Annotated in this window: 20 protein-coding genes; 9 read left to right on the forward strand and 11 right to left on the reverse strand. The window is 72.5% G+C overall.

From position 1 onward, the window contains the following. Window positions 1-33 precede the first annotated feature (33 nt). The gene (locus tag AC0I8G_RS10025) at window positions 34-1,119 is read left to right on the forward strand and encodes a PHP domain-containing protein (RefSeq protein WP_471729780.1); all 1,086 of its coding nucleotides are present in this window, start codon (window positions 34-36) and stop codon (window positions 1,117-1,119) included. On the opposite strand, the gene AC0I8G_RS10030 is transcribed toward AC0I8G_RS10025, so the two are convergent. Continuing rightward, window positions 1,052-1,939 (reverse strand): helix-turn-helix transcriptional regulator, encoded by an 888-nt coding sequence (locus AC0I8G_RS10030; RefSeq protein WP_471729781.1) that lies wholly within the window; start codon window positions 1,937-1,939, stop codon window positions 1,052-1,054. The genes AC0I8G_RS10025 and AC0I8G_RS10030 overlap by 68 nt on opposite strands. 113 nt (window positions 1,940-2,052) lie before the next feature. Between AC0I8G_RS10030 and AC0I8G_RS10035 the strand changes: the two genes are divergently transcribed. After that, entirely contained in the window at window positions 2,053-2,748 is a 696-nt protein-coding gene (locus AC0I8G_RS10035; RefSeq protein WP_471729782.1) for an SDR family NAD(P)-dependent oxidoreductase, read from the forward strand. A 253-nt stretch (window positions 2,749-3,001) separates the two neighbouring features. Here AC0I8G_RS10035 and AC0I8G_RS10040 read toward each other — a convergent pair whose 3' ends face one another. The 4 genes from AC0I8G_RS10040 to AC0I8G_RS10055 all read right to left on the reverse strand — a co-directional run bounded on the left by AC0I8G_RS10040 (window position 3,002) and on the right by AC0I8G_RS10055 (window position 7,100). Next, window positions 3,002-3,673 (reverse strand): response regulator, encoded by a 672-nt coding sequence (locus tag AC0I8G_RS10040; RefSeq protein ID WP_471729783.1) that lies wholly within the window; start codon window positions 3,671-3,673, stop codon window positions 3,002-3,004. Beyond that, window positions 3,670-4,818, reverse strand: a complete 1,149-nt coding sequence (locus tag AC0I8G_RS10045) for a sensor histidine kinase (protein WP_471729784.1) — start codon at window positions 4,816-4,818, stop codon at window positions 3,670-3,672. The genes AC0I8G_RS10040 and AC0I8G_RS10045 overlap by 4 nt, the downstream gene beginning before the upstream one ends. After that, window positions 4,815-5,663 carry a lysostaphin resistance A-like protein gene (locus AC0I8G_RS10050; RefSeq protein ID WP_471729785.1) on the reverse strand — a complete coding sequence of 283 codons (849 nt, stop codon included), beginning with the start codon at window positions 5,661-5,663 and terminating at the stop codon, window positions 4,815-4,817. The genes AC0I8G_RS10045 and AC0I8G_RS10050 overlap by 4 nt, the downstream gene beginning before the upstream one ends. A gap of 468 nt (window positions 5,664-6,131) precedes the next feature. After that, window positions 6,132-7,100, reverse strand: a complete 969-nt coding sequence (locus AC0I8G_RS10055; protein WP_471729786.1) for an alpha/beta hydrolase family protein — start codon at window positions 7,098-7,100, stop codon at window positions 6,132-6,134. Window positions 7,101-7,245: 145 nt separating this feature from the next. Between AC0I8G_RS10055 and AC0I8G_RS10060 the strand changes: the two genes are divergently transcribed. Further along, a complete protein-coding gene (locus AC0I8G_RS10060; protein WP_471729787.1) occupies window positions 7,246-7,734 on the forward strand; it encodes a MarR family winged helix-turn-helix transcriptional regulator in 489 nt (162 codons plus the stop codon). A 49-nt stretch (window positions 7,735-7,783) separates the two neighbouring features. Here the strand turns inward: AC0I8G_RS10060 and AC0I8G_RS10065 are convergent, their stop codons facing one another. After that, complete coding sequence (locus tag AC0I8G_RS10065; protein ID WP_471729788.1) at window positions 7,784-8,227, reverse strand: VOC family protein; 444 nt, start codon at window positions 8,225-8,227, stop codon at window positions 7,784-7,786. Window positions 8,228-8,289: 62 nt separating this feature from the next. Here AC0I8G_RS10065 and AC0I8G_RS10070 point away from each other — a divergent pair, with 62 nt between their 5' ends. Then, the gene (locus tag AC0I8G_RS10070) at window positions 8,290-9,291 is read left to right on the forward strand and encodes a helix-turn-helix transcriptional regulator (RefSeq protein ID WP_471729789.1); all 1,002 of its coding nucleotides are present in this window, start codon (window positions 8,290-8,292) and stop codon (window positions 9,289-9,291) included. Between the two features lie 111 nt (window positions 9,292-9,402). On the opposite strand, the gene AC0I8G_RS10075 is transcribed toward AC0I8G_RS10070, so the two are convergent. Next, complete coding sequence (locus AC0I8G_RS10075; RefSeq protein ID WP_471729790.1) at window positions 9,403-10,596, reverse strand: phytanoyl-CoA dioxygenase family protein; 1,194 nt, start codon at window positions 10,594-10,596, stop codon at window positions 9,403-9,405. 124 nt (window positions 10,597-10,720) lie between these two features. On the opposite strand from AC0I8G_RS10075, the gene AC0I8G_RS10080 reads away from it, so the two are divergent. Then, a complete protein-coding gene (locus AC0I8G_RS10080) occupies window positions 10,721-11,755 on the forward strand; it encodes a LacI family DNA-binding transcriptional regulator (protein ID WP_471729791.1) in 1,035 nt (344 codons plus the stop codon). Window positions 11,756-11,944: 189 nt separating this feature from the next. Further along, complete coding sequence (gene argS / locus AC0I8G_RS10085; RefSeq protein WP_471729792.1) at window positions 11,945-13,669, forward strand: arginine--tRNA ligase; 1,725 nt, start codon at window positions 11,945-11,947, stop codon at window positions 13,667-13,669. A 92-nt stretch (window positions 13,670-13,761) separates the two neighbouring features. Here argS and AC0I8G_RS10090 read toward each other — a convergent pair whose 3' ends face one another. Genes AC0I8G_RS10090 through AC0I8G_RS10105 form a run of 4 tightly spaced genes read right to left on the reverse strand, consistent with a single transcriptional unit; the run spans window position 13,762 to window position 17,739 of the window. Then, the gene (locus AC0I8G_RS10090; protein WP_380160713.1) at window positions 13,762-14,004 is read right to left on the reverse strand and encodes a hypothetical protein; all 243 of its coding nucleotides are present in this window, start codon (window positions 14,002-14,004) and stop codon (window positions 13,762-13,764) included. 38 nt (window positions 14,005-14,042) lie between these two features. Next, the gene (locus tag AC0I8G_RS10095; protein WP_471729793.1) at window positions 14,043-15,092 is read right to left on the reverse strand and encodes a lipoate--protein ligase family protein; all 1,050 of its coding nucleotides are present in this window, start codon (window positions 15,090-15,092) and stop codon (window positions 14,043-14,045) included. A gap of 47 nt (window positions 15,093-15,139) precedes the next feature. After that, the gene (locus tag AC0I8G_RS10100; RefSeq protein ID WP_471729794.1) at window positions 15,140-17,098 is read right to left on the reverse strand and encodes an acyl-CoA dehydrogenase family protein; all 1,959 of its coding nucleotides are present in this window, start codon (window positions 17,096-17,098) and stop codon (window positions 15,140-15,142) included. After that, window positions 17,095-17,739 carry a TetR/AcrR family transcriptional regulator gene (locus AC0I8G_RS10105; RefSeq protein WP_328293023.1) on the reverse strand — a complete coding sequence of 215 codons (645 nt, stop codon included), beginning with the start codon at window positions 17,737-17,739 and terminating at the stop codon, window positions 17,095-17,097. Before AC0I8G_RS10105 ends, AC0I8G_RS10100 begins: the two co-directional genes overlap by 4 nt. 63 nt (window positions 17,740-17,802) lie before the next feature. Between AC0I8G_RS10105 and AC0I8G_RS10110 the strand changes: the two genes are divergently transcribed. From AC0I8G_RS10110 to AC0I8G_RS10120, 3 genes are read left to right on the forward strand one after another with little or no spacing between them, the layout of a single operon-like run. After that, window positions 17,803-19,056 (forward strand): acetyl-CoA C-acetyltransferase, encoded by a 1,254-nt coding sequence (locus AC0I8G_RS10110; RefSeq protein ID WP_471729795.1) that lies wholly within the window; start codon window positions 17,803-17,805, stop codon window positions 19,054-19,056. Then, window positions 19,056-20,378: a 3-oxoacyl-ACP reductase gene (locus AC0I8G_RS10115; RefSeq protein WP_471729796.1), complete on the forward strand. Its 1,323-nt coding sequence runs from the start codon at window positions 19,056-19,058 to the stop codon at window positions 20,376-20,378. Before AC0I8G_RS10110 ends, AC0I8G_RS10115 begins: the two co-directional genes overlap by 1 nt. Beyond that, window positions 20,378-21,220: a MaoC family dehydratase gene (locus AC0I8G_RS10120; RefSeq protein WP_471729797.1), complete on the forward strand. Its 843-nt coding sequence runs from the start codon at window positions 20,378-20,380 to the stop codon at window positions 21,218-21,220. Before AC0I8G_RS10115 ends, AC0I8G_RS10120 begins: the two co-directional genes overlap by 1 nt. Window positions 21,221-21,224: the final 4 nt, after the last annotated feature.

Here is a 21,224-nt window from a genome sequence, read left to right on the forward strand (position 1 = left end):
CTGACGGTGCCGGTGTCGTGGCGATGGGGCAGAGTGGTCCACGCTCAGCTCGACCCCGACCTGGAGGTGGCCGTGGATCCCGTGCAGGCGTTGCGGCGCACCGCTTTCCTGCTGGAACGCGAACAGGCGAGCAGCTTCCGGGTCGAAGCGTTCCGCAAGGCCGCCTCGGTCCTGCTGGCCCTCCCCGCCGAGGAGTTCGACACCCGCCTCGCCGCCGGCACGCTGACCGACCTGAAGGGGATCGGGAAGTCGTCGGCCGAGCTCGTCACGCAGGCCGCCGCCGGCCGCACCCCGGACCGCCTCCGGAAGCTCGAGGACGCAGCGGGCCCCCTCGTCGAGGGCGGGGAGGCGCTGCGCGCGCAGTTGAAGGGCGACCTGCACACCCACACCGACGCCAGCGACGGCGGCAGTCCGCTCGCCGAGATGGCCTTCACCGCCGTCGAGCTCGGTCACGACTACATCGCCGTCACCGACCACTCCGAGGGTCTCAAGGTCGCCAACGGTCTGGACCGGGGCCGTCGGGAGGACCAGCTGGCCCAGATCGAGGCCCTCGCTGCGCCGCTGCGACCGTTCCGGCTGCTGTCCGGCATCGAGGTCGACATCGGCAGGGACGGGGTCCTGGACTGCCCGCCCGACCTGCTGGAACGCCTCGACGTCGTCGTCGCCTCGGTGCACTCCGAACTCCGCATGCCCGGCGACGCGATGACCCGCCGCATGCTCACCGCGATCCGCTCGGGCCGGATGGACGTCCTCGGCCACTGCACCGGGCGGATGGTCAAGGGCGGGCACGGCCGGGTCGGCGAGAAGGGCCGCCCACCGAGCGACTTCGACGCCGAGCAGGTGTTCGCGGCCTGCGTCGAGTTCGACGTCGCGGTGGAGATCAACGCCCGTCCCGAACGCCTCGACCCACCGCGGGCGCTGCTGCGGCAGGCCGTCGAGGCCGGCTGCACGTTCACCCTCTCCACCGACGCGCACGCGCCCGGCCAGCTCGACTGGCAGCCCTACGGCTGCGCGCGCGCCGAGGAGTGCGGCGTCCCCGCCGAGCGCGTCGTCACGACGTGGCCGGTCGAACGGGTGCTGGAGTGGACGGCGCGTCGCCGGCGCGCTGCCCTCGGGTGACCCGCAGGAACTCCAGCTTCTCCTCGTCCACCGAACCCGGCACCGGGGTGTAGACCACGAGCCGGACGTCGGAACCCGGAGCGGTCAGGACGTCGCAGTCGAGGGTGATGTCGCCGACGTCGGGGTGCTCGACGGTCTTGCGCGAGGAGACGTGGCGTCCCACGGTCCCCTCCCGGCAGTAGCGCGCGAACTCCGGGCTCGCGGCCTTCATCTCCGCGGTCAGGGCGATCAGGCCCTGGTCGTGCGGGTAGTCGACCAGCGCCGAGCGGAGGTCCGCGACGAGCGCCGCGGGCAGACCCACGTCCTCGTGGCGCACCGGCCAGTTCGAGAGCCCGCTGCGCCCCTCGGTGAAGACGGCCCGGATGAGGTTGAGCTCCTTCGCGGGCTTCCCGCTCGGGTCGCCGATGAGCACCGCCCACGACGGGGTCCAGGTCAGCAGCGTCCAGTCCGCGGCGAACACGCCGACGGGGAAGGCCCCGAGCCGGGACAGCATCCGTTGCACACCGGCGGGGACGAGGTGGGAGATCGTCCCGTCCGCAGGGGGCAGCAGACCGGACAGCCGGTAGGCGTGGTCCCGCTCCTCCCGGCTCAGTTGCAGCGCACGGGCCAGCGTGGCCACGACCTGGGCCGAGGGGTTCGTGGCCCGGCCCTGCTCCAACCGCACGACGTAGTCGACGGAGAGGCCCGCGAGGTCGGCGAGCTCCTCCCGCCGCAACCCCGCCGCCCGCCGCTTCGCCCGGTGCGGCAGGCCGACGGCCTCCGGGGTCAGCCGGTCCCGCCACCGCCGCAGCGCCGTTCCGAGGTTCTCGCCTTCCACCACGAGACCATCCTGCCCCCTCGCGAGGCGTCGGACGCGGTCCCAGCCTGGTACTGCGCGTCCCACCGTCGCAGCGGGCACTGGTTGAGCCCGAGGAAACGGGCGATGGTCTTCCCATGACCACCACGTTCATCACCGGAGCCAACAAGTCCCTCGGCTACGAGACGGCCCGCCGCCTCATCGCCGCCGGGCACACCGTCCTGATCGGCGCTCGCGACCCCCAGCGCGGGCAGGCCGCCGCCGAGGCCCTCGGTGCGCGTTTCGTCCAGATCGACGTGACCGACGACGCGTCCGTGCAGGCCGCGGTCGACGACGTCGCCGCCCACGAGGGCACCGTCGACGTCCTCGTCAACAACGCGGGGGTCTCCGGCCCGTTCACGCCGGCCGACGAACTGACCGCCGCCGACGCCGCGGCCGTCTACGACGTCAACGTGTTCGGCATCGTGCGGGTGACCCACGCGTTCCTGCCGTTGCTGCGCAAGTCCTCGAACCCCGTCGTCGTCAACGTGTCCAGCGGTCTCGGGTCCTTCGCCGTGACCCACGACCCCGAGCGCGTCGAAGGCCGGCTCGCCGCCCCGCTCTACACCTCGTCCAAGGCGGCGGTGACGATGCTGACCACGCAGTACGCCAAGGCGCTGCCCGACGTGAAGTTCAACGCCGTCGACCCCGGCTACACCGCCACGGACTTCAACGGCCACGGCGGCCCGCAGACCGTCACCGAGGGGACCGACGCGATCGTCGAACTCGCGAGCATCGGCACCGACGGCCCGACCGGCGTGTTCCGCGACCGTCACGGTGTCGTCGCCTGGTGACGTCCTGACCGGCGGGAGTTCCGACCCGCCCGGTCTCGAGGTTCCGCCGCAGCTGCGCCAGGGCCGCGGCAGCACCCGAGAGCTGCGCCGACGTCAGCGGCCCGAGCAGTTCCGCGAGTCGCCGGGTGACGGTCGCGTGCGCGGCGTCGACCAGTTCCCGGCCCTCCGGCGTGAGTTCCAGCAGGGACGAGCGGCGGTCGGTCGGGTTCTGGAGGCGGCGCAGCCAGCCCCGCTGCTCGCAGCGGTCGACGCCCTAGGTCACCAGCCCGTGCCGGTACGCGTACACGACGGCTTGGACGCGGTCACGCAGGTCGAGCTTGGCGAGCAGCCGGGACACGTACGTCTTCACCGTCTCCGGGCTGAGGGTCAACGTCGCAGCGATCTCGCTGTTGGACAACCCGTCGGCGATCAGCCGCAGGACCTCGAGTTCGCGCCGCGTGAGGACGGTGTCCTCCGGTGCTCGCCGGGTCGCTCGGATCCGTGAGGCGTAGCGGCCGACGAGCCGCCGGGTGACCTCCGGCGCGAGCAGGGAGGTTCCGGCGGCCACGGTCCGGATCCCGTGCAGGAGCTGGGCAGGCCGCGCGTCCTTGAGCAGGAAACCGCTGGCGCCGGCGCGCAGGGCTTCGTAGACGTACTCGTCGAGGTTGAACGTGGTGACGATGAGGACCTTCGTCGGCGGCTCGACGCCCGGGCCGGCCAGCAGGCGCGTCGCGCCGATCCCGTCGAGGACGGGCATGCGCACGTCCATCACCACCACGTCGGGACGCAACTCGCCGGCGAGGTCGACCGCGGCGCGCCCGTCGCCGCACTCGCCGACGACCTCGAGGTCGGCCTGGGCGTCGATGATGGTCGCGAAGCCGGCCCGGATCATGGCCTGGTCGTCGCACACCAGGACCCTGATCGGCGCCTCGACCGGGAGGTTCACGACGACGCCCCGGCAGGGATGCGGGCGCGGACGACGAAGTCGCCGTTCGCACAGCGGCGTGCGCTGAACTCGCCGCCGAGGACGGTGACCCGCTCACGCAGACCGCTCAGTCCGCGTCCGCTGCCACCCACCGCCTCGCCCACCGCCTCCGCGGCCCGGGTCCTCACCTCCACGGTGATCTCCTGCGCCCGGTGCTGGACGCTGACGGCCGTGGCGCTGCCGCGCGCGTGCTTGAGGGCGTTCGTCAAGGCCTCCTGCACCACCCGGTACGTCACGAACTCCGCACTGCCACTGCTCACCGCGACCCTGCCTTCCTGCGTGAACTCCACGGGCTGGCCGGCCCGACGTGCCTGCTCGACGAGGACCTCCACCTCGCCGGGGCGCACCGGCCCGTCGCTGCCGTGCCCGGGGTCGAGCAGGTCGAGGAGGTGGCGCAGGTCGGAGATCGCCCGCCGGCCCGTGTCGGCGATCTCGGTCAGGGTCGCCTCGAGCCTGTCGGGCGCGCCGGTCAGGTAGTGCGCTGCTTCGGTCTGCACCACCATCGCGGTCACGTGGTGGGTGACGACGTCGTGCAGTTCCCCGGCGATCCGCGTGCGCTCGGCGGCCACGGCGACCGCGGCCTCGGCCCGCTGCCGCCTGGCCTCGCCGGCGCGGGTGGAGCGCCACCACGCACCAGCGCCCCAGGCGAGGACCAGCAGCAGGTAGAACTGCACGAATCCGCTCACCAGTTCTCCGGAGCCGAGCTGGTCGAGTCGGACGGCCAACAGGAGGTAGGCCGCCGACAGCAGCACCGCCCCGGTCCGGCGGTGCCGTTCCTGGTGCGCCCCGGCCGAGAACAGCGCGACGGCCAGCGCGGTTCCGGCGAGGGAGTGGTAGGCGCGAACCTGGTCCACGAGAAAACCGAGCGAGACCACCGCCAGGCACGCGAGCGGCCACCTGCGCCGCCCCAGCAGGGGCAGCGACTGCATCAGCACGACCACGACGGCCAGCGCGTCGAAGGGGCGGGCCGGCAGGTTCCCGACCTGCGTTCCGTGACCCTGGGAGGAGGGCAGCAACGACCCGACCACGAACACGAGGGCCAGCGGGAGGTCTCGCGCCGTGACGTCGAGCCTGCGCCACCGCTCCAGGAGCAGCTTCTCGCTCACCGGACCGGCCTCGGCTCCTCGTGAGGAGCGGCGATGCCCCCGGTGCGGACGGAACTCCTGGGACGCAGGTTCCCGCGGCGACGGGCGAGCAGGAGGAATCCGGTGGTGACGGTGCTGCACACCAGCACCGAGAACACGCCGGCCTCCGGGCCGAAGTCGCCGCCGGTGATCCAGGTCGAGCCGGCCAGGGTGCTGTGCAGCAGGCCCGGGGGCTGGTCCGTGCCGGACACGCTCATCCCGAAGACGCCGCCCTCGGCGAAGTTCCAGGCGAAGTGCACGCCGATCGGCAACCACAGGGTCCGCGTCGCCGTGTAGGCGGCGGCGAGCATCGCCCCGGCTTCGACGGCGATGGCCACGGCCCCCCAGGGACTGGCGTGCGGGTTGAGCAGGTGCGAGGCGCCGAACAGGGCTGCCGTCAGGATCAGAGCGGGCCAGCTGCCCAGCCGGCCCTCGACCACCCGGAACAGCACGCCACGGAAGACGACTTCCTCCGTCACCGCGGCTGCGGCGCTGAACCCGAGCAGAGCCGCAGCTCCGGACGCGGAACCCCATCCGTCGATCCGGTAGTCCCCGACGACGGCCATCAGGGCGATGACGCTGCCGAACAGGGCGAACCCGAGCAGCACCCCGCGACCCAGGGCCGGCCCGGCCCCGCGGAGCAGCAGCTCGGTGGGAGCTCGTCGCTCCGTGCGGCGCACGATCCACCGGTACGCCACGACGGTGGCTGCTGCTGCTGCGAGCCCCAGCAGCAGGGTGAGCGGCGCGTTCCAGTGCGCTGCCCGCACCACGAGACTTCCCAGCAGCGCAACGATCATCACGCATCCGAGCTGTTTGACCACACGCACGACGACTCCTCTGCAGACGGACACCGGCGGCCGGTTGTCCCTTGAGAACGAGGCTAGGGACGTGCAGCGCCGGGGTCGTCACCGTCAGGTGGACACTTCCCGGTAGTCCTCACGGGGGACCGCTCGACCGACACCCGGAGGTTCGATGCGGGCGGTGATGACGGGGTCCGGGCCGAGCTGCGGGCCGTGACTGATCGGCTCGAGCTGGTAGCGGCCTCGTTCTCGTCGATGAACTCGACGCTCACTGTCGTGGACGGTCGGGCTCTCTCGCGGGGAATCCTCCTGCGCTGCAGAGAATCGCGTTCGTCCGATCCGGTTGCCGTCCCCCCCGCGCCGGCCCGGCCAGCGGCTGTGCACCTCTGCCCGAGTTTCCCGGCCGCTGCACAGCGTCGGTCTCGACCTGCTGAACTCCCGTCGGACGCCGCTCGAGGTCAGGGCGGGGGTGATCTGAGGTTCGTGCGCCTGCTGCTACTTCGCCTCGACCTCGGCCAGGGGCTGCTCGGCGTTGGTGAGGGCGTCGAGAGAGTTCTGCCAGGCGGGGTCGTCGGCGAAGAGGAGGCTGCGCAGGTACGCCCACACGAGGGCCCGCAGGGCGGCGACCCGTTCGGGGTTCTCGTCCGAGGTCTCGGCCGCGTCGTAGCCGGAGACGCCTCCGTAGATGTGCTCTGCTCCGAAGAAGGTCAGGAGGGTCTTGCCGGGCCCCGGGCTGAGGGTGAACGCGTCGGAGCGGTAGCTGATCCGCTCCGAGAAGAACGGGTTGAGGTCCGCGTCGCCGGCGATGACGAGACCCCTGCCCGTCATGGTGCTGAAGTCGAGGTGCTGCAGGACGGGGTAGTTCTCCCGGGCCCAGTCCGCGAGGTCGTGGCCCGCTCCGGGAGCGCCGATGATGACGCCGGCCTTGATGCGGGGGTCAGAGAGGTCCTTGGCGCGCCGGTCGCGGGGGTCCTGGACCTGCATGCCGAGCAGGGACGCGACGGTCATGCCTCCCAGGGAGTGACCGACAGCGGTGACTCGTCCGGCGTCGAGCCTGCGGGCGGCGAGGCCGGGGACCTGGTCCTGGATGTCGTCGAGGTGGTCGAGGACGTGGTGCATGTCGGTGGCGCGGTCGTGCCAGAAGAGCGGCGCGTCGGGGAGGTCGGTGTCGCGCAGGCCGAGCTCGTTGGCGTCGAGGTGCGTGGGCTGGATGACGGCGAAACCGTGGGCGGCCCAGAACTCGACCACCGGGGCGTAACCCTTCATGGAGGCCAGGAAGTTGGACGCGCCGTGACCGTGGGAGAGGAGGATGACCGGCAGGTCAGTGCCCGTGGCGGGCACGGAAACCTTGACCTCGAGGGGGGCGGGGCGGCCCGGGGCGTCGACCGTGACCGGGTGGTAGGTGATGACCGGCTGCGGTTCGTCGACGGGGAAGCCGGCGGAATCGGCGTAGGACGACGTCATGGTGTGTCTCCTCGGGGAGCTCGGGTGGGTGAGGCCGCGGGGTGCGGCACGGCTGGAGCGGCGGAACCGGAGGTACCTCTCAGCTTTGTCAGCTCCAACAATCATCAGTAGTACTGACGATCAGCTTAAGAGTAAGGTTCTCGGCATGTCAACCGTCGGCTCCTCCGCCCCGCCCGTGCCCGCTCGAGCGCACGACCAGGTCCTGGGCTACCTGTTCAAGCACGCCTACCTGGAGCTGGAGGAACAGACGGACGCCGCTCTGGAGCCGCTGGGTACCACTGCCCGCGACCTCGGGGTCCTGCGGGTGGTCGCCGCGGCAGCAGGGCGATCGCAGCAGGAGGTGGCCGCGGTGCTCGGGGTGGACCGCACGTCCATGGTGGCGCTGCTGGACCGGCTGGAGCGCAAGGCGATCATCGCCCGGCGGCCGTCGACGCAGGACCGTCGCCGCAACGTCGTCGAGCTCACCCCGGCTGGACGGGAACTCTTCGAGCAGGCAGAGCGGATCAACCTCCAGGTCGAGGAGGAGTTCACGCGCTCGATCGGGTCGCGCCGAGCCGGGGAGCTCAGGCGCACCCTGCGGTCGCTGCTCACCGTTCCCGCCGCAGGGGCAGCTGCACCGGAACAGCTGCCCTGAGCTGACCGAGACGCGCCCGAGCCCCGCCGCCGGCGCGGCCGGCTGCAGGTCAGAGGCCGAACTTGGCGATGGCCTGCGCCGTGACGGGAGTGAAGAGGTTGACGAGGTTCCCGTCGGGATCGCGCAGCAGCAGGGACCGGTTGCCCCACGGCATGGTCACCGGCTCCGCCAGGCCACCGTCCACGAGTGGGCGCAGCCGGGCGTGCTCGGCGTCGACGTCCGCGACGAGGAACTCGATGATCGCGCTGTGGTTCTCGCCCGCTCGCGCCGAGCCGGCACCGAAGAGGGCCACGGTGCGCGTGCTGGCGATGGCCAGGGTGCCCACCGCGGTGACCACCTCGGCGAAGTCGGGGGTGGACCACTGCGCGGGCGCGGCGGTGACGTGCTCGTAGAAGGTGACCAGGCCCGCGACGTCGTCGGTGATCAGACGCATCGAGATCAGGCGCGCGGCAGGGGTGGAGGAGGTGGCGGGGGAGTGCGGGGTGCTCGTCATGCACACCACGCTAGGACCGGTACCGGACAGTTTCCGCCCGGTATCGGTGGCACCCTGGGAGGGTGACCCGTCCGACCGCTCGTGTGCTGGCTCTGCTGGAGCTGCTGCAGTCCAGCGCCCGCATCCGCACCGTGGCGGACCTGGCCCAGCGGCTGGACGTCGACGAGCGGACCCTGCGCCGCTACGTGGCTCACCTGGTCGAGCTCGGCGTGCCGGTGCGTTCGCTGCGGGGCCGCTACGGCGGCATCACCCTGGCCCCGGGCTACCGCATGCCCCCGCTGATGCTCACCGACGAGGAGGCCCTCGCGGTTCTGCTGGGGTTGGTCACCGCTCGCCGGGCGGGGGTGGTGGCGACCTCGCCGGGGGTGGCCGATGCCGCGGTGGCGAAGCTGCGGCGGGTCCTGCCCGCCGCCGTGGTGCAGCGCCTCGACACGCTCCTCGCCGTCGCGGACGCCGCGCTCCCCGCTCCTCCGGTCAGCACCCCGCAGGCCGATGTCCTGCTGGTGCTGGAGCAGGCGGTGCGCGAGCGGCGAGCGCTGTCCCTGACCTACACCGCCACCGACGGCCGCCGCAGCAACCGCACCGTCCACCCCTACGGGCTGGTGGTCGCCTCCGGGCACTGGTACCTCAGCGCCGCCGACGCCGACCGCGGGGAGCTGCGCGCCTTCCGGGTGGACCGCGTCGGTTCGGCGCAGGTGCTGATCGACGGGTTCGAGGTCCCGCCAGGTTTCGACGCCGGCGCCCAGGTGGCCTCCGCCCTGGCCCAGGTGCCGTGGCGGCACGAGGTGTCCCTGCGGGTGCGCACCACCCTCGAGCAGGCCGCAGGGCTGTTCCCGCCCGGGTTGGTCACCCTCGAGCAGGTACCGGTGGAGCAGGTACCAGGGGAGCAGCAGTGGGTGCGGGTCACGCTGCGGGCCGAGCGCCTGGAGTGGTTGCCCGCCGTGCTCGCCGGCCTGCCGGTCCCCTTCGTCATCGATTCACCGCAGGACCTGCGTGAGCTCGTGCGCTCGCTGGCGCGACGTCTGAACGCCGCAGCCGACACCCCTCCGGGTCCTTCCCGGTAGGGGTTCCCCCTGACGCCGTCTCCGCCGAGAACCTCGGGGCCGTCCTCGGCGAAGATCGAGGTGCGATGTCCACCGCCGGGGCGACCGGCCGCAGCCGGCCGGGGCCAGGCGTCAGATCTCGTCGGTCCGGCGCCGGGCCGCGTAGGCGTCGAGTTCCGTGGTCGTCCGTTCGACGTCCCACCCCTCGGCCAGCGCCCGGTGCAGGAGTTCGGTCTCGGAGAGCGGGGTGAGACCGTCGACGTTCGGGTCGCGGTCGAGGTTCGTGGGGAACGGGTAACCCTCGGTGGCGCTGGTCACCGCGTTCGCCACGAACTCCTCGCCGGCGCCGGAGTCCTTGCGCGACAACAGGGCCGGGTAGACGGATTTGGCGACCTTCACCCGGTCCACGGTCTCCATGGCGCGTCCGAACGCCGAGGAGACCTGCAGCAGGTTCGCGACCCGTTGCACGTCGCTGGAGACGTTGGTCCCGGCGCCGTGGAACAGGGCGGGGTTGAAGAACCCGGCGTCGCCCTTCTCGAGCGGCAGCTGCACGTGGTGCTCGGCGAAGTACTCCTTGAACTCCGCCTGACGCCACGCGAGGTACCCCTGCGGGTACTGGTGGGAGTACGGCAGGTACAGCGTCGGACCGCTCTCGAGCGGCATGTCGCTGTGCGCCACGGCGCCCTGCAGGGTGAGGACGGGGGAGAGCAGGTGGACGTGCGCGGGGTAGCGCGCGGCGACGGGGTTGGACAGGAAACCCAGGTGGTAGTCGCGGTGCGGGTCCTGCGCCCGGCCGCCGGGGCGGACGACGTTGACCTGCGAGGTGACCTGGTAGCCCGGGCCCAGCCAGGCCGTCGAGACCAGGGCGAGCACGTCGTTGGCGTAGTAGTCGACGAACGCCTCGGGGTCGCGCACGGCGAGCTTCTCGAGGGCGTTCCAGACCCGGTCGTTGGCCCCGGCCTTCGCGAAGTGGTCGCCCTTCGCCGTCCCGGACGCCTTCTCGTCGGCGATGATCCGGTCGAAGACCGCGGTCACGCGGTCGACGACGGAGAGGTCGGGGAAGGCACCCTTGAGGACGACGACCCCGGGACCGTCGGTGAGGGCCCGCACGAGTTCGCCCTCCACCTCCTCGCGGCCCGCGTCGGTCGCGACGGCCCGCCGCAGGAGCGCGGAGTCGTAGAGCAGGACGTTCTGCTGGACGTCGACGGCGTGCGGGAAGTCGGCCAGGACGGTGGTCCGGTCGAGCAGCTTCGCGAACTCCGTGACGTCGCAGTCGCTCTCGCGGAACCGGATGGGGGTGTGCCGGGCGGTGGTCGGTGCGCTCATGGGGTTTCTCCTCGTCGAGAGTCGTGCGGTGGGCTGCGCGCTGGTCCAACGGTAGGACGCGTTGACGCCGCCGTGGCATCCTCGACGCATCAAGAACGCATCACGCACGCATCGGGGGATGTCGATGGCGCACCCGTACCGGATCCGTGAGATCGCGCAGCAGGCCGGCCTGAGCACCGCGACGGTCGACCGCGTGCTCAACGGGCGGGCCGGCGTGCGCGCGAGCACGGTCGCCGAGGTGCACCGCGCGATCGCCGACCTCGAACGACAGGCGTCGCAGGTCCGGATCGGTGGCCGGACGTTCTTCCTCGACGTGGTCGTCCTCGCGCCGGACCGCTTCTCGCGCGAAGTGCGGGCCGCCCTGGAGGCCGAGCTCCCGTCGCTGCGCCCGGCGGTGATCCGGGCGAGGTTCCACCTCCGCGAGGAGGGCAGCGCCGCGGACCTCGCGACCCTGCTCGACGCCATCGCGCGCAAGGGTTCCAGCGGCGTGCTGCTCAAGGCGCCGGACGACCCGGCCGTCGTGGCGGCCGTCGCCCGCCTGGAGGACGCGGGGATCCCGGTGGTCACCTTCGTCACCGACGTGCCCACCAGCCGTCGCATCGCCTACGTCGGGATGGACGACCGCGCGGCCGGGGCCACCGCGGCCTACCTGCTGACGGCCGTGGCCCCGGACGCGGGTGGGGTCCTGGTCTCGTTGAGCCGCAGCGCCTTCCGCGGCGAAGGGGACCGCGAACTGGGTTTCCGTGCCGCGTTGCGCGACCTCGCGCCGCAGGTACCGGTGACGGTGGTCGAGGGCACCGACGGACTCGACGCGTCGATGTTCGCGACGGTGTCGGCGGCGCTGGGACGCAACCCGGGGATCGACGCGGTGTACTCGGTCGGTGGGGGGAACCAGGCCGTCCTCGCCGCCTTCGACGCGGTCGGGCGCACCGTCCGCGCGTTCGTCGCGCACGACCTCGACGCCGAGAACCTCGTCCTGCTGCGTCGCCGCCGCTTGACCGCCGTGCTGCACCACGACCTGCGCACCGACGTGCGCCGGGTCTGCCGCGCGGTCATGCAGGCCCAGGGGGCGCTGCCGGGGCGACCGGGTTCCCAGCCCTCGCAGATCCAGGTGATCACCCCCTACAACGAGCCGGCCGGGTTGGTGGACGCGGTCTGAGTTCCCGTGTCATGCTCCTGGCATGTCGTCGACCCGTGCTTCCCGTCGTGACGCGCTCGCCGCGTCCCGACGACGCGCCGGGCGACGCCGACTCGCGGTCTGACCGAGCTGTAGTCCACCGCGGGTTCCCTGTCCCGCACGCACGTCCGGCACCTCTGCACCTCCCTCCTGTCGTGAGGAAACTCCACCGTGCTCACTCCCGATCGACTCCTCGCCTCCCGGTTCCGGCCGGCCCTCCAGGGACTCGGCGCTCCGTACGCCGGGTGGGACCCCGAACTGCGACCGGCCACCCGGCCCGAGTTCGGGCACTTCCAGACCAACCTCCCGGTGCGGTTGGCGAAACCCCTGGGACTGCCGCCCCGGGAGGTCGCCGACCGGCTGCTCGCCGGGTCGCACCTCGACGACGTGTGCCTGCCGCCCACCTTCGCCGGAGCGGGGTTCCTGAACCTCACGTTGCGGCCGGAGTTCCTGGCGCGCCAGGTCAGTGCCCTCCTCACCGATCCGCACCTCGGTGTGGCACAGGCCGATCCACCGCGACGGGTCGTCGTCGACCACTCCTCGCCGAACGTCGCGAAGCAGATGCACGTGGGTCACCTCCGCTCGACCGTCATCGGGGACGCGCTGGCCCGGGTCTTCGCCGCGGTGGGGGACGTCGTCGTGCGCCAGAACCACGTGGGCGACTGGGGAACCCAGTTCGGGATGCTGATCGAGCACTTCCTCGAGGAGGGCCACGACGGCGCCGACCTGGACCTCTCGGCGCTGGACGGGTTCTACCGGCAGGCCCGGGAACGCTTCGACGCCGACCCGGGTTTCGCGGGCCGGGCCCGGGCCAGGGTCGTCGCCCTGCAGAGCGGCGACCCGCGGACGCACCACGTCTGGCGCGGGCTGGTCGACACGTCGATGACGTCGTTCGCCGAGGTGTACGCCCGGTTGGGATCGGGCCTCACCCCGGCCGACACCGCGGGGGAGAGCAGTTACGCCGCCGACCTTGCCGGGGTGGTGGACGACCTGCGCGCGGCGGGACTGCTCGTGGAGTCGGACGGGGCGTCGTGCGTGTTCCCCCGGGGTTTCGCGAACCGCGACGGGGAACCGTTGCCGGTGGTGGTGCGCAAGTCCGACGGGGGGTACGGCTACGACGCGACCGACCTGGCGGCGCTGCGGCACCGGGTGACGGCGTTGCGGGCCGACCGGATCGTCTACGTGGTCGACGCCCGGCAGGCGTTGCACTTCGACCAGGTGTTCGCCGTCGCCCGGGAGGCCGGGTGGCTTCCCGAGGAGGTGACGGTGCAGCACGTCGCCTTCGGGACGGTGCTGGGGGAGGACGGTCGACCGTTCAAGACGAGGACGGGAGGCACCGTTTCCCTCAGCGCGCTGCTCGACGCGGCCGAGAGCCGGGCGGCGGAGGTGCTGGGCGGACGGGGGTCGCGCCTCGACGCGCCGGAGCGCGCCGCGGTGGTGCGGGCCGTCGGGATCGGCGCCGTGAAGTACGCCGACCTCGTCAACGGCCTCGGTCGCGACTACGTGTTCTCGCTGGAGCGGATGGTCGCCATGGACGGCAACACCGGCCCCTACCTGCAGTACGCGCACGCCCGGGCGGCGTCGCTGCTGGAGCGCAGCGCGATCGTGACCCGGGACGTGTCGGTGCTGGACCACCCCGCGGAGGTGCGGCTCGCGCTGCTCCTGACCGGCTTCCCCGGAGCCGTCGCGTCGGTGGCGGAGACGCTCGAACCACACCGGCTGTGCGGTCACCTGCACCAGGTGGCGACGGCGCTGTCGGCGTTCTACGAGGCCTGCCCGGTGCTCTCGGCGGAGGGGGAGGTCCGGGCGAGCCGGCTCGCCCTGTGCCGGGCGACACGGGAGGTGCTCGCGGCGGGCCTGGGTCTCCTGGGGATCGACGCTCCGGAGCGCATGTAGGGGCCCGGAACGACGAAACCCCGGTCCGGCTGAGCGCCGATCCCGAGGTACGTCGTGATTTTCCCAGATTTCGTGGTCGTTGTCAATCGCGGCTACGTACCGGTCGGGTCCACGAGGAGGGAGGACCCGAGGGCCGCGAGCAGCTCGACGACCTCGGCGCGGTCGAGGCGGACGGTCGAGATGCAGGTGGAGTCCTGCCACGTCGAGAGGACGACACGACCGTCCCCCGGGGCGGCAGCGGGGTGCGCGCTGACCCGCAACGCCCGCCCGGGCCGGTCCGCGTCCCGGACGACTCCCGTGCGCACTCCCCGCTCGACCGCCGCACCGTGCTCCATCGACCGAGTCTGCGCCCCGGCCGGACGGCTGTCGAGACTCAGGGGATGCGGGCCACCCACTCGCGCGTGGCGAACTTCTGGGCGACCAGTTCCTCGGCCGCCGCGAGCTCCGCGGCGCTCAGCGCGGAGTCGGTGAGGCCGTACTGGCGGCGGAAGGTGGCGACCATCGAGTCGATGACGTCCTCGCGCGGCAGGCCCGTCTGACGGCGCAGCGGGTCGACCCGCTTCGCGGCGCTGGCGAGGCCCTTCCCGGACAGCTTCTCGCGGCCGATCCGCAGCACCTGCAGCATCTTCGCCGCGTCGATGTCGTAGGACATCGTCACGTGGTGCAGGACCGTCCCGTCCGCGAGGCGCTTCTGCGCCGCGCCCGCGATCTTGCCCTGCTCGGTCGCGATGTCGTTGATCGGCTGGTACCAGGCCTTGATGCCGAGGTCGCCCAGCGCGACGAGGACCCAGTCGTCGAGGAACGCGTAGGACTCGGTGAACGAGAGCCCCTCGACGAGCGAACCGGGTGCGTAGACGGAGTAGGTGATGGTGTTGCCCGGCTCCACGAACATGGCGCCACCCCCCGAGACCCGGCGCACGACCTCGACCCCGAGCCGTTGCGCCGCGTCGCCGTCGACCTCGTTCACGAGCGACTGGAAACTCCCGAGCACCACGGCCGAGCTGCCCCACTCCCACACCCGCAGGGTGGGCGGACGACGGCCGGCCGCCACCTCGCGGGTCAGGACCTCGTCCAGCGCCATGTGCGTCTGCGGGGACTGGGGACCCGTGTGGACGAACTGCCAGTCGTGGTCCAGCCACCCGCTGGCCCCGCCGACGGCGCGTCGCACCGTCGTCGCGACGGCCTCGGGGGTGAAACCGAGCAGCACCGCGCCGCTCGGCAGGGCCGAGCGGACGCGGTGCGCGAGGTCGGCGGCGTCGCTGTCGGCGGGGACCCCCGTCAGCGCCGCGTCGATGGCCTCGAGCGCGTCGTCGGGTTCGAGGAAGAAGTCCCCGCTGAGGCGCACCCCGGCGAGCCGCCCCTCCTCGATGTCCAGATCGACGACGACGAGCTTCCCGCCCGGGACCTTGTACTCACCATGCACTCGCGCAGGCTACGCCAGCCCCCACCGTCACCCCGGGGACCCGACGGTCACGGCACCAGGGAGGAGGCCAGCCAGGCCCGCGGCGTCCCGAACCCGTCCAGCAGTTCCCCGGTCCGCGGCCGCAGCTTGCGGCACACCGCGTTCACCGCGGTCGTGACCGCCTTGGCGCGCAACGTCGTCATCCGGCGGTGCTGGAGGTACCAGCCCTTCTCGGCCTCGAGCACCGAGAGGGCGTGCAGGTCGAAGACGTCGGACAGGAGTTCCACGACGGCCGGGTCGTCGCAGCGCGCGATCGCGGCGGCGAAGGCTTCCGCGACGACGCGCTCGACGTGCGCACGACCGGCCAGCAGCAGGTGGTCCTGCAGTTCGTCGACGGCCTCGAAGCGTTCCGCCTCGGGCCTGGACCGCGCCTTGCGCATCCGCTTGGCCAGCGACTCCACGACGTGGCGCTCGCGGTCGGCGAGCATCCGCAGCTGCCAGGCCCGGTCGTGCAGCTCCTCGGGGATCCGGCCCGCTTCGACGACGTCGGCCACGAGGGAGCGGGCGGGGCTGCGGCCGGCGTAGGTGCTGACGAAGTCGCGCGTCGCGAATCGCGCCATGCCGAGGGTGTCGAGGTCGGAGAACTGCTGGGCGTACGCCGTGAGCTGGCCCTTGGCGACGAGTTGCAGCAGGACGGTGTTGTCGCCCTCGAAGGTGGTGAACACGTCGGTGTCCGCCTTCAACTGCGGCAGGCGCGAATCGGCGAGGAACCCGTTGCCGCCGCAGGCTTCGCGACAGGTCTGCAGGGTGCGGGTCGCGTGCCAGGTGGAGGCGACCTTGAGACCCGCGGCGTGCGACTCGAACGCGCGCTGCCGGGTCGCGTCGGGCTCGTTCCCGGCGAGTTGGACGCGCAGCAGTTCGTCCATCTCGCTCAGCAGGTCGTCCTGCGCGAACGAGAGCGCGTAGGTCGTCGCGAGCGGGATCAGCAACCGGCGCTGGTGGGCCAGGTAGTCGAGCAGGACGACTTCGCCGTCGCCCCCCGGGCGCTTGAACTGGGTGCGCTGCAGGGCGTAGCGCAGCGCGATCTCGAGGCCCACCTTCGTCTGCGACAGCGCACCGCCGGAGACGCTGACCCGGCCCTTGACGAGGGCGCCGAGCATCGTGAAGAACCGCGAGTTGGCGCTGGCGATGGGAGAGGAGTAGCTGCCGTCCTCGGCCACGTCGGCGTAGCGGTTCAGCAGCGCGGTCCGGGGGATCCGCACCCGGTCGAAACCGAGTCGGCCGTTGTCGAGGCCGTTGAGCCCCATCTTGCGGCCGTCGTCACCGCGCCAGATCCCCGGGAGATCCACCCCGTCCTCGCGCAGCGGGACGACGAAGGCGTGGACGCCCTGCGAGGTCCCGCCCGTGACGAGCTGGGCGAACACCACGGCGACGTCGGCGTCCTCCGCCGCGCCGCCGATGTAGTCCTTGCGGCAGGAGACGTCCGGGGTGTGGACGACGAACTCCTGCGTCGCCGGGTCGTACGTCGCGGTCGTCCCGATGGAGGAGACGTCGGAACCGTGCCCGGTCTCGGTCATCCCGAAGCAGCCGACGAGTTCCAGTCGCAGGAGCGGCTCGAGCAGGGTCGAGTGGTGGCGTTCGGTGCCGAGCGCCTGGACGGCGCCGCCGAACAGGCCCCACTGCACCCCCGACTTGATCATCAGGGACGCGTCGCCGAACCCCAGCATCTCGAACTGCGCGACCTGACCGCCGGGGGAGTCGCCGCCCCAGGGCCGCGCGTAGCCCAGTTCGTGACCGCCGAGTTCCGCCAGCTGCCCCAGCCGCTGCCGGGTGAGGTCCCGGTGGTCGCGGGTGGAGAGGTCGTCGGTGGGGGTGAAGAGGTCGGCGGGGGCCTCGCGGCGGAACTGCTCGCGCAGGTCGGCGAAACGGCCGTCGAGGACGCGGCGCAGGACCTCGGTGTCCAGCGGCGGCGGAACCTCGACGGGCTCGTCGAGGGGGGTCTCGGGTCGCAGTTCGGTGGTGGTCACGGAACCTCCTCGGGAACGGGTGCCAGGGGTGGGGCGCTGAGAACGGTGGCGAGACCACCCCAGGCCAGGTGGGTGAGATCGGAGACGAGCGTGGCCGCCGGCACCCGGTCGGTGCTGGAGATCCACCGGTCCGCGGCGGTGCGGATCATCGCGACGAGGCCGTGGGCGAGGGCGTCGGCGGAGGAGTCGCGGGCGCCGCCCACGCGCAGGTGGGCGGTGATGGTGCGGGCAGTCTCGTCGGCGATGGTGCCGGAGATCCGCTGCACGGGGTCGTTGCTGAGCGGCCGTTCCAGGAACGGGTGGACCACGACGAAGCGGTAGACCTCGGGATCGGCCTCGACGAGCTGGACGTAGGCGGCGATGATCCCGCTGAGGGCCTCGCGGGGGGAGTTCGAGGAGGCGACGGCCTCGCCGAGTTCGCGCAGGATCCGCGAGTTCACCCGTTCGGCGACGGCGAGGTAGAGCTCCTCCTTGTCGGCGAAGTGCCGGTAGAGCACGGTCTTGCTGGTGCCGGCGGCCGCGGCGACCTCGTCCATGCCGACGCCGGCGCCCTTGGCCGTGATCGCGCGCAGCGTCGCCGTCACGAGTTCTTCGCGACGCCGTTTCCGGTGCTCTTCCCAGCGCGTGGCGCGACCGTCCATGCCCTCGACGGTACCCCGCACGACGGGTATCGGGTACCCGTAGTACCTGATAACTTCGGCCGGGTGAGCACCCGTGCTGTCCGCAACGTCGCGATCATCGGTGGCAACCGCACCCCGTTCGTCCGGGCCGGTCGCCGCTACGCCCAGGCCTCGGCCCAGGACCTGCTCGTCGCGGCCCTCGACGGGCTGGTCGCCCGGTACGGACTGGCGGGGGAGCGGCTGGGCGAGGTCGTCGCCGGGGCCGTGCTCAAGCACAGCCGCGACCTCAACCTCACCCGCGAGGCCGTCCTGTCGACCGCGCTCGACCCGAGCACCCCCGCCTACGACGTGCAGCAGGCCTGCGCCACCGGTCTGGAGGCCGCCGTCCTGCTGGGCGGCAAGATCGCCCTCGGGCAGGTCGACGTCGGGATCGCCGGGGGTGCCGACTCCGCCAGCGACGCCCCCATCGCGGTCGACGACGGACTGCGGCGGGTGCTGCTGGAACTTTCGAGGGCCAGGACCGCCGGCGCCAAGCTGGCCGCGCTCGCGAAGCTGCGGCCCGGTCAGCTCAGACCCGATCCGCCGCGCAACGCCGAGGTCCGCACGGGACTGTCGATGGGGGAGCACGCGGCCCGCACGGCCCTGGAGTGGAAGGTCACCCGCGAGGCGCAGGACGAACTCGCCCTGGCCAGCCACCGCAACCTCGCCGCCGCCTACGACCGCGGGTTCTTCAACGACCTCCTCACCCCCTACCTCGGCGTTCGACGCGACGACCTGCTGCGCCCCGACACCTCGCTGGAGAAGCTGGCCGCGCTGCGTCCCGTCTTCGGTCGCGACCTCGACGGCGAGGCCACGATGACCGCCGGGAACTCGACCCCCCTGACCGACGGCGCCGCCGCCGTCCTGCTCGCCACCGACGAGTGGGCCGCCTCCCGCCGCCTCCCCGTCCTGGCCCACCTGGTCGACGCCGAGACCGCCGCCGTCGACCACGTCCACGGGGCGGGGCTGCTCACCGCACCCGTCGTCGCCGTACCGCGGTTGTTGCAGCGCAACGGGTTGACCCTGGCCGACCTCGACCTCGTCGAGATCCACGAGGCGTTCGCCTCCACCGTCCTCGCCACGACGGCAGCCTGGGCCGACGCGGGGCTGGGCACGGTGGACCCCGCGCGCCTCAACGTCACGGGCTCCTCCCTCGCGACGGGGCACCCCTTCGCGGCGACCGGCGCGCGCATCCTCGCGACCACCGCGAAGCTGCTGCACGAACGCGGGGGTGGCCGCGCGCTCATCTCGGTCTGCGCCGCCGGCGGGCAGGGCATCGCGGCCCTGGTGGAGGCGTGATGTCCGACCCCTACGGCGCCTTCGTGCGCACCGCCCCGGGGAGGTTGCTCGCCGCCCGGACCGGGCTGCCGAGGCCGCCGCGGCTGCGCCGGTACCAGCCCGGGCAGCCGCTGCTCACCGGACCCGCCCTGGTGATCGGGCTCGAGGGTGCGAGCTGGGTCGAGGAACTCTCGGACTGGTTGCGCGCGGCCGGGGCCACCGTGAGCGAGGGGACCGGGGAACCCCTCGGCGCCGTGCTCGTCGACGCGACCGGTCTGCGTCGCGTTGCCGGTCTGGAGGAGTTGCGGCAGCGGCTCGCCCCCGCGTTCCGCCGGACCACCGGCCGCGTCCTGGTCCTCGCGGCCGATCCCGCCACCGATCCCGCCGTCTCGGGCGACCCCGAGACCCGTGCGGTCCAGCAGGGTCTGGAGGGTTTCGTGCGCAGCCTCGCCAAGGAGGCCCGCGGTGGCACAACGGTCAACCTCGTGCGCGTTGCGGCCGGTGCCCGCACGTCGTTGCGCAGTGCCGTCGAGTTCTTCTGCTCCACCCGTTCGGCGTTCGTCGACGGGCAGCCGATCGTCGTCGGACCCGGTGTCCCCGTTCCGTCACGGGAACGACCGGTCGCCGTCGTCACCGGTGCGGCGCAGGGGATCGGGGCCGCGGTCGCGGACGTCCTGGCCCGCACCGGTCACCACGTCGTCTGCGTCGACATCGCCGCCTCGGGGGAGAAGCTGGCCGCCGTGGCGAACCGCGTCAAGGGGGCGACGCTGCACCTGGACGTCACGGCCGAGACCGCGCCGCAGACCCTGGCGACCCACCTGGCCGACCGGTTCGACGGGGCCGACGTCGTCGTGCACAACGCCGGCATCACCCGCGACCGCTCCTTCGTGAACGTCGACGAGGAGGCCTGGAACTCCGTCCTCGCGGTGAACCTGCTCGCCCCCGTGCGGTTGACGACGGAACTCCTCGACCACCCCGGCGCGCTCGCGCCCGGAGCCCGGTTCGTGTACCTGTCCTCCATCAACGGTCTCGCCGGCGCGAAGGGGCAGACGAACTACGCGACGAGCAAGGCGGGACTCGTCGGTCTCGTCCAGGCCCTCGCGGAACCGTTGGCGCAGCGTGGTCTCGCGGCCAACGCCGTCGCTCCGGGTTTCATCGAGACCCCCATGACGGCGGTCATGCCGCCGGTCCCGCGCGAACTCGGCCGACGGATCGCCAGCCTGCAGCAGGGCGGGTTGCCGATCGACGTCGCCGAAGCGGTCGGCTGGCTCGCGCAACGAGACGCCACCGGCATCGACGGTCAGGTGCTGCGGGTGTGCGGCCAGAGCCTGCTGGGGGCGTGATGACCAGGGAACTCAGGACGGCCCCGTCGCTGTCGGCGTTGTACGCGCGTTCGCTGCTGCACCGGCCCCGGCGCGCGGTGGACTTCCCGCGCACCACGGTGTCCCTGCGGGGCAACCGCTTCGACGTCGACCGGGTGGCGGCCTTCTGCCGCAGCACCGGGTTCCCGCTCCGCGACACCGTGCCGCTGCCGTTCCCGCACCTCGTCGGTTTCGGTCTGCAGGTGGACCTGATGGTCCGGGAACCCTTCCCGTTCACCCTGCTGGGTCTCGTGCACCTCGCCCAGTCCTTCGAGCAGACCCGGCCGCTGTCGGTCGAGGAGGACTTCGACGTCAGCGTCCGCGCCGTCGGGATGCACGCCCACCGCCGCGGCGCGACCGTCGACCTGGTGACGGAGGTCCGCACCGGGACCGAGAAGGTCTGGACGGGCCGTAGCCGCTACCTCGCGCGCGGGGTGTCGTGGCCCGGTCGGGCGGAGGAACCCGCACGGCTCCCCGCCGCGGAGGGGCAGGGCACCCTCTGGCGGGTCCCCGCCGACACGGGCCGCACCTACGCCGCCGTCTCCGGTGACGTGAACCCCCTCCACCTCTCCCCGGTCACCGCCCGACTCCTGGGGTTCCGACGTGCCCTCGCGCACGGGATGTGGACGGCGTCCCGGAGCCTCTCCGCGATCGGCGGCCCCCCACCGGGGGCGGCACGGTTCGAGGTCGAGTTCGGGAAACCCCTGCTGCTCCCCGCGACCATCCGGCACATCGCCGTCGAGGAACCCGACGGGTGGTCCACCGCCGTTCGCAGTCGCGACGGCTCGAAGCTCCACCTCGCCGCCCGCCTCACCTCCTCGTGAGCTG

The sequence above is a fragment of the Kineococcus sp. AC630 genome, from assembly GCF_979255925.1.

Bases quoted from the DNA above. Each gene is read 5' to 3' on its own strand.
- AC0I8G_RS10035 (WP_471729782.1), top strand. From the start codon at position 2,053: ATGACCACCACGTTCATCACCGGAGCCAACAAGTCCCTCGGCTACGAG.
- AC0I8G_RS10055 (WP_471729786.1), bottom strand. From the start codon at position 7,100: ATGACGTCGTCCTACGCCGATTCCGCCGGCTTCCCCGTCGACGAACCG.
- AC0I8G_RS10060 (WP_471729787.1), top strand. From the start codon at position 7,246: ATGTCAACCGTCGGCTCCTCCGCCCCGCCCGTGCCCGCTCGAGCGCAC.
- AC0I8G_RS10065 (WP_471729788.1), bottom strand. From the start codon at position 8,227: ATGACGAGCACCCCGCACTCCCCCGCCACCTCCTCCACCCCTGCCGCG.
- AC0I8G_RS10075 (WP_471729790.1), bottom strand. From the start codon at position 10,596: ATGAGCGCACCGACCACCGCCCGGCACACCCCCATCCGGTTCCGCGAG.
- AC0I8G_RS10080 (WP_471729791.1), top strand. From the start codon at position 10,721: ATGGCGCACCCGTACCGGATCCGTGAGATCGCGCAGCAGGCCGGCCTG.
- AC0I8G_RS10090 (WP_380160713.1), bottom strand. From the start codon at position 14,004: ATGGAGCACGGTGCGGCGGTCGAGCGGGGAGTGCGCACGGGAGTCGTC.
- AC0I8G_RS10105 (WP_328293023.1), bottom strand. From the start codon at position 17,739: ATGGACGGTCGCGCCACGCGCTGGGAAGAGCACCGGAAACGGCGTCGC.
- AC0I8G_RS10115 (WP_471729796.1), top strand. From the start codon at position 19,056: ATGTCCGACCCCTACGGCGCCTTCGTGCGCACCGCCCCGGGGAGGTTG.
- AC0I8G_RS10120 (WP_471729797.1), top strand. From the start codon at position 20,378: ATGACCAGGGAACTCAGGACGGCCCCGTCGCTGTCGGCGTTGTACGCG.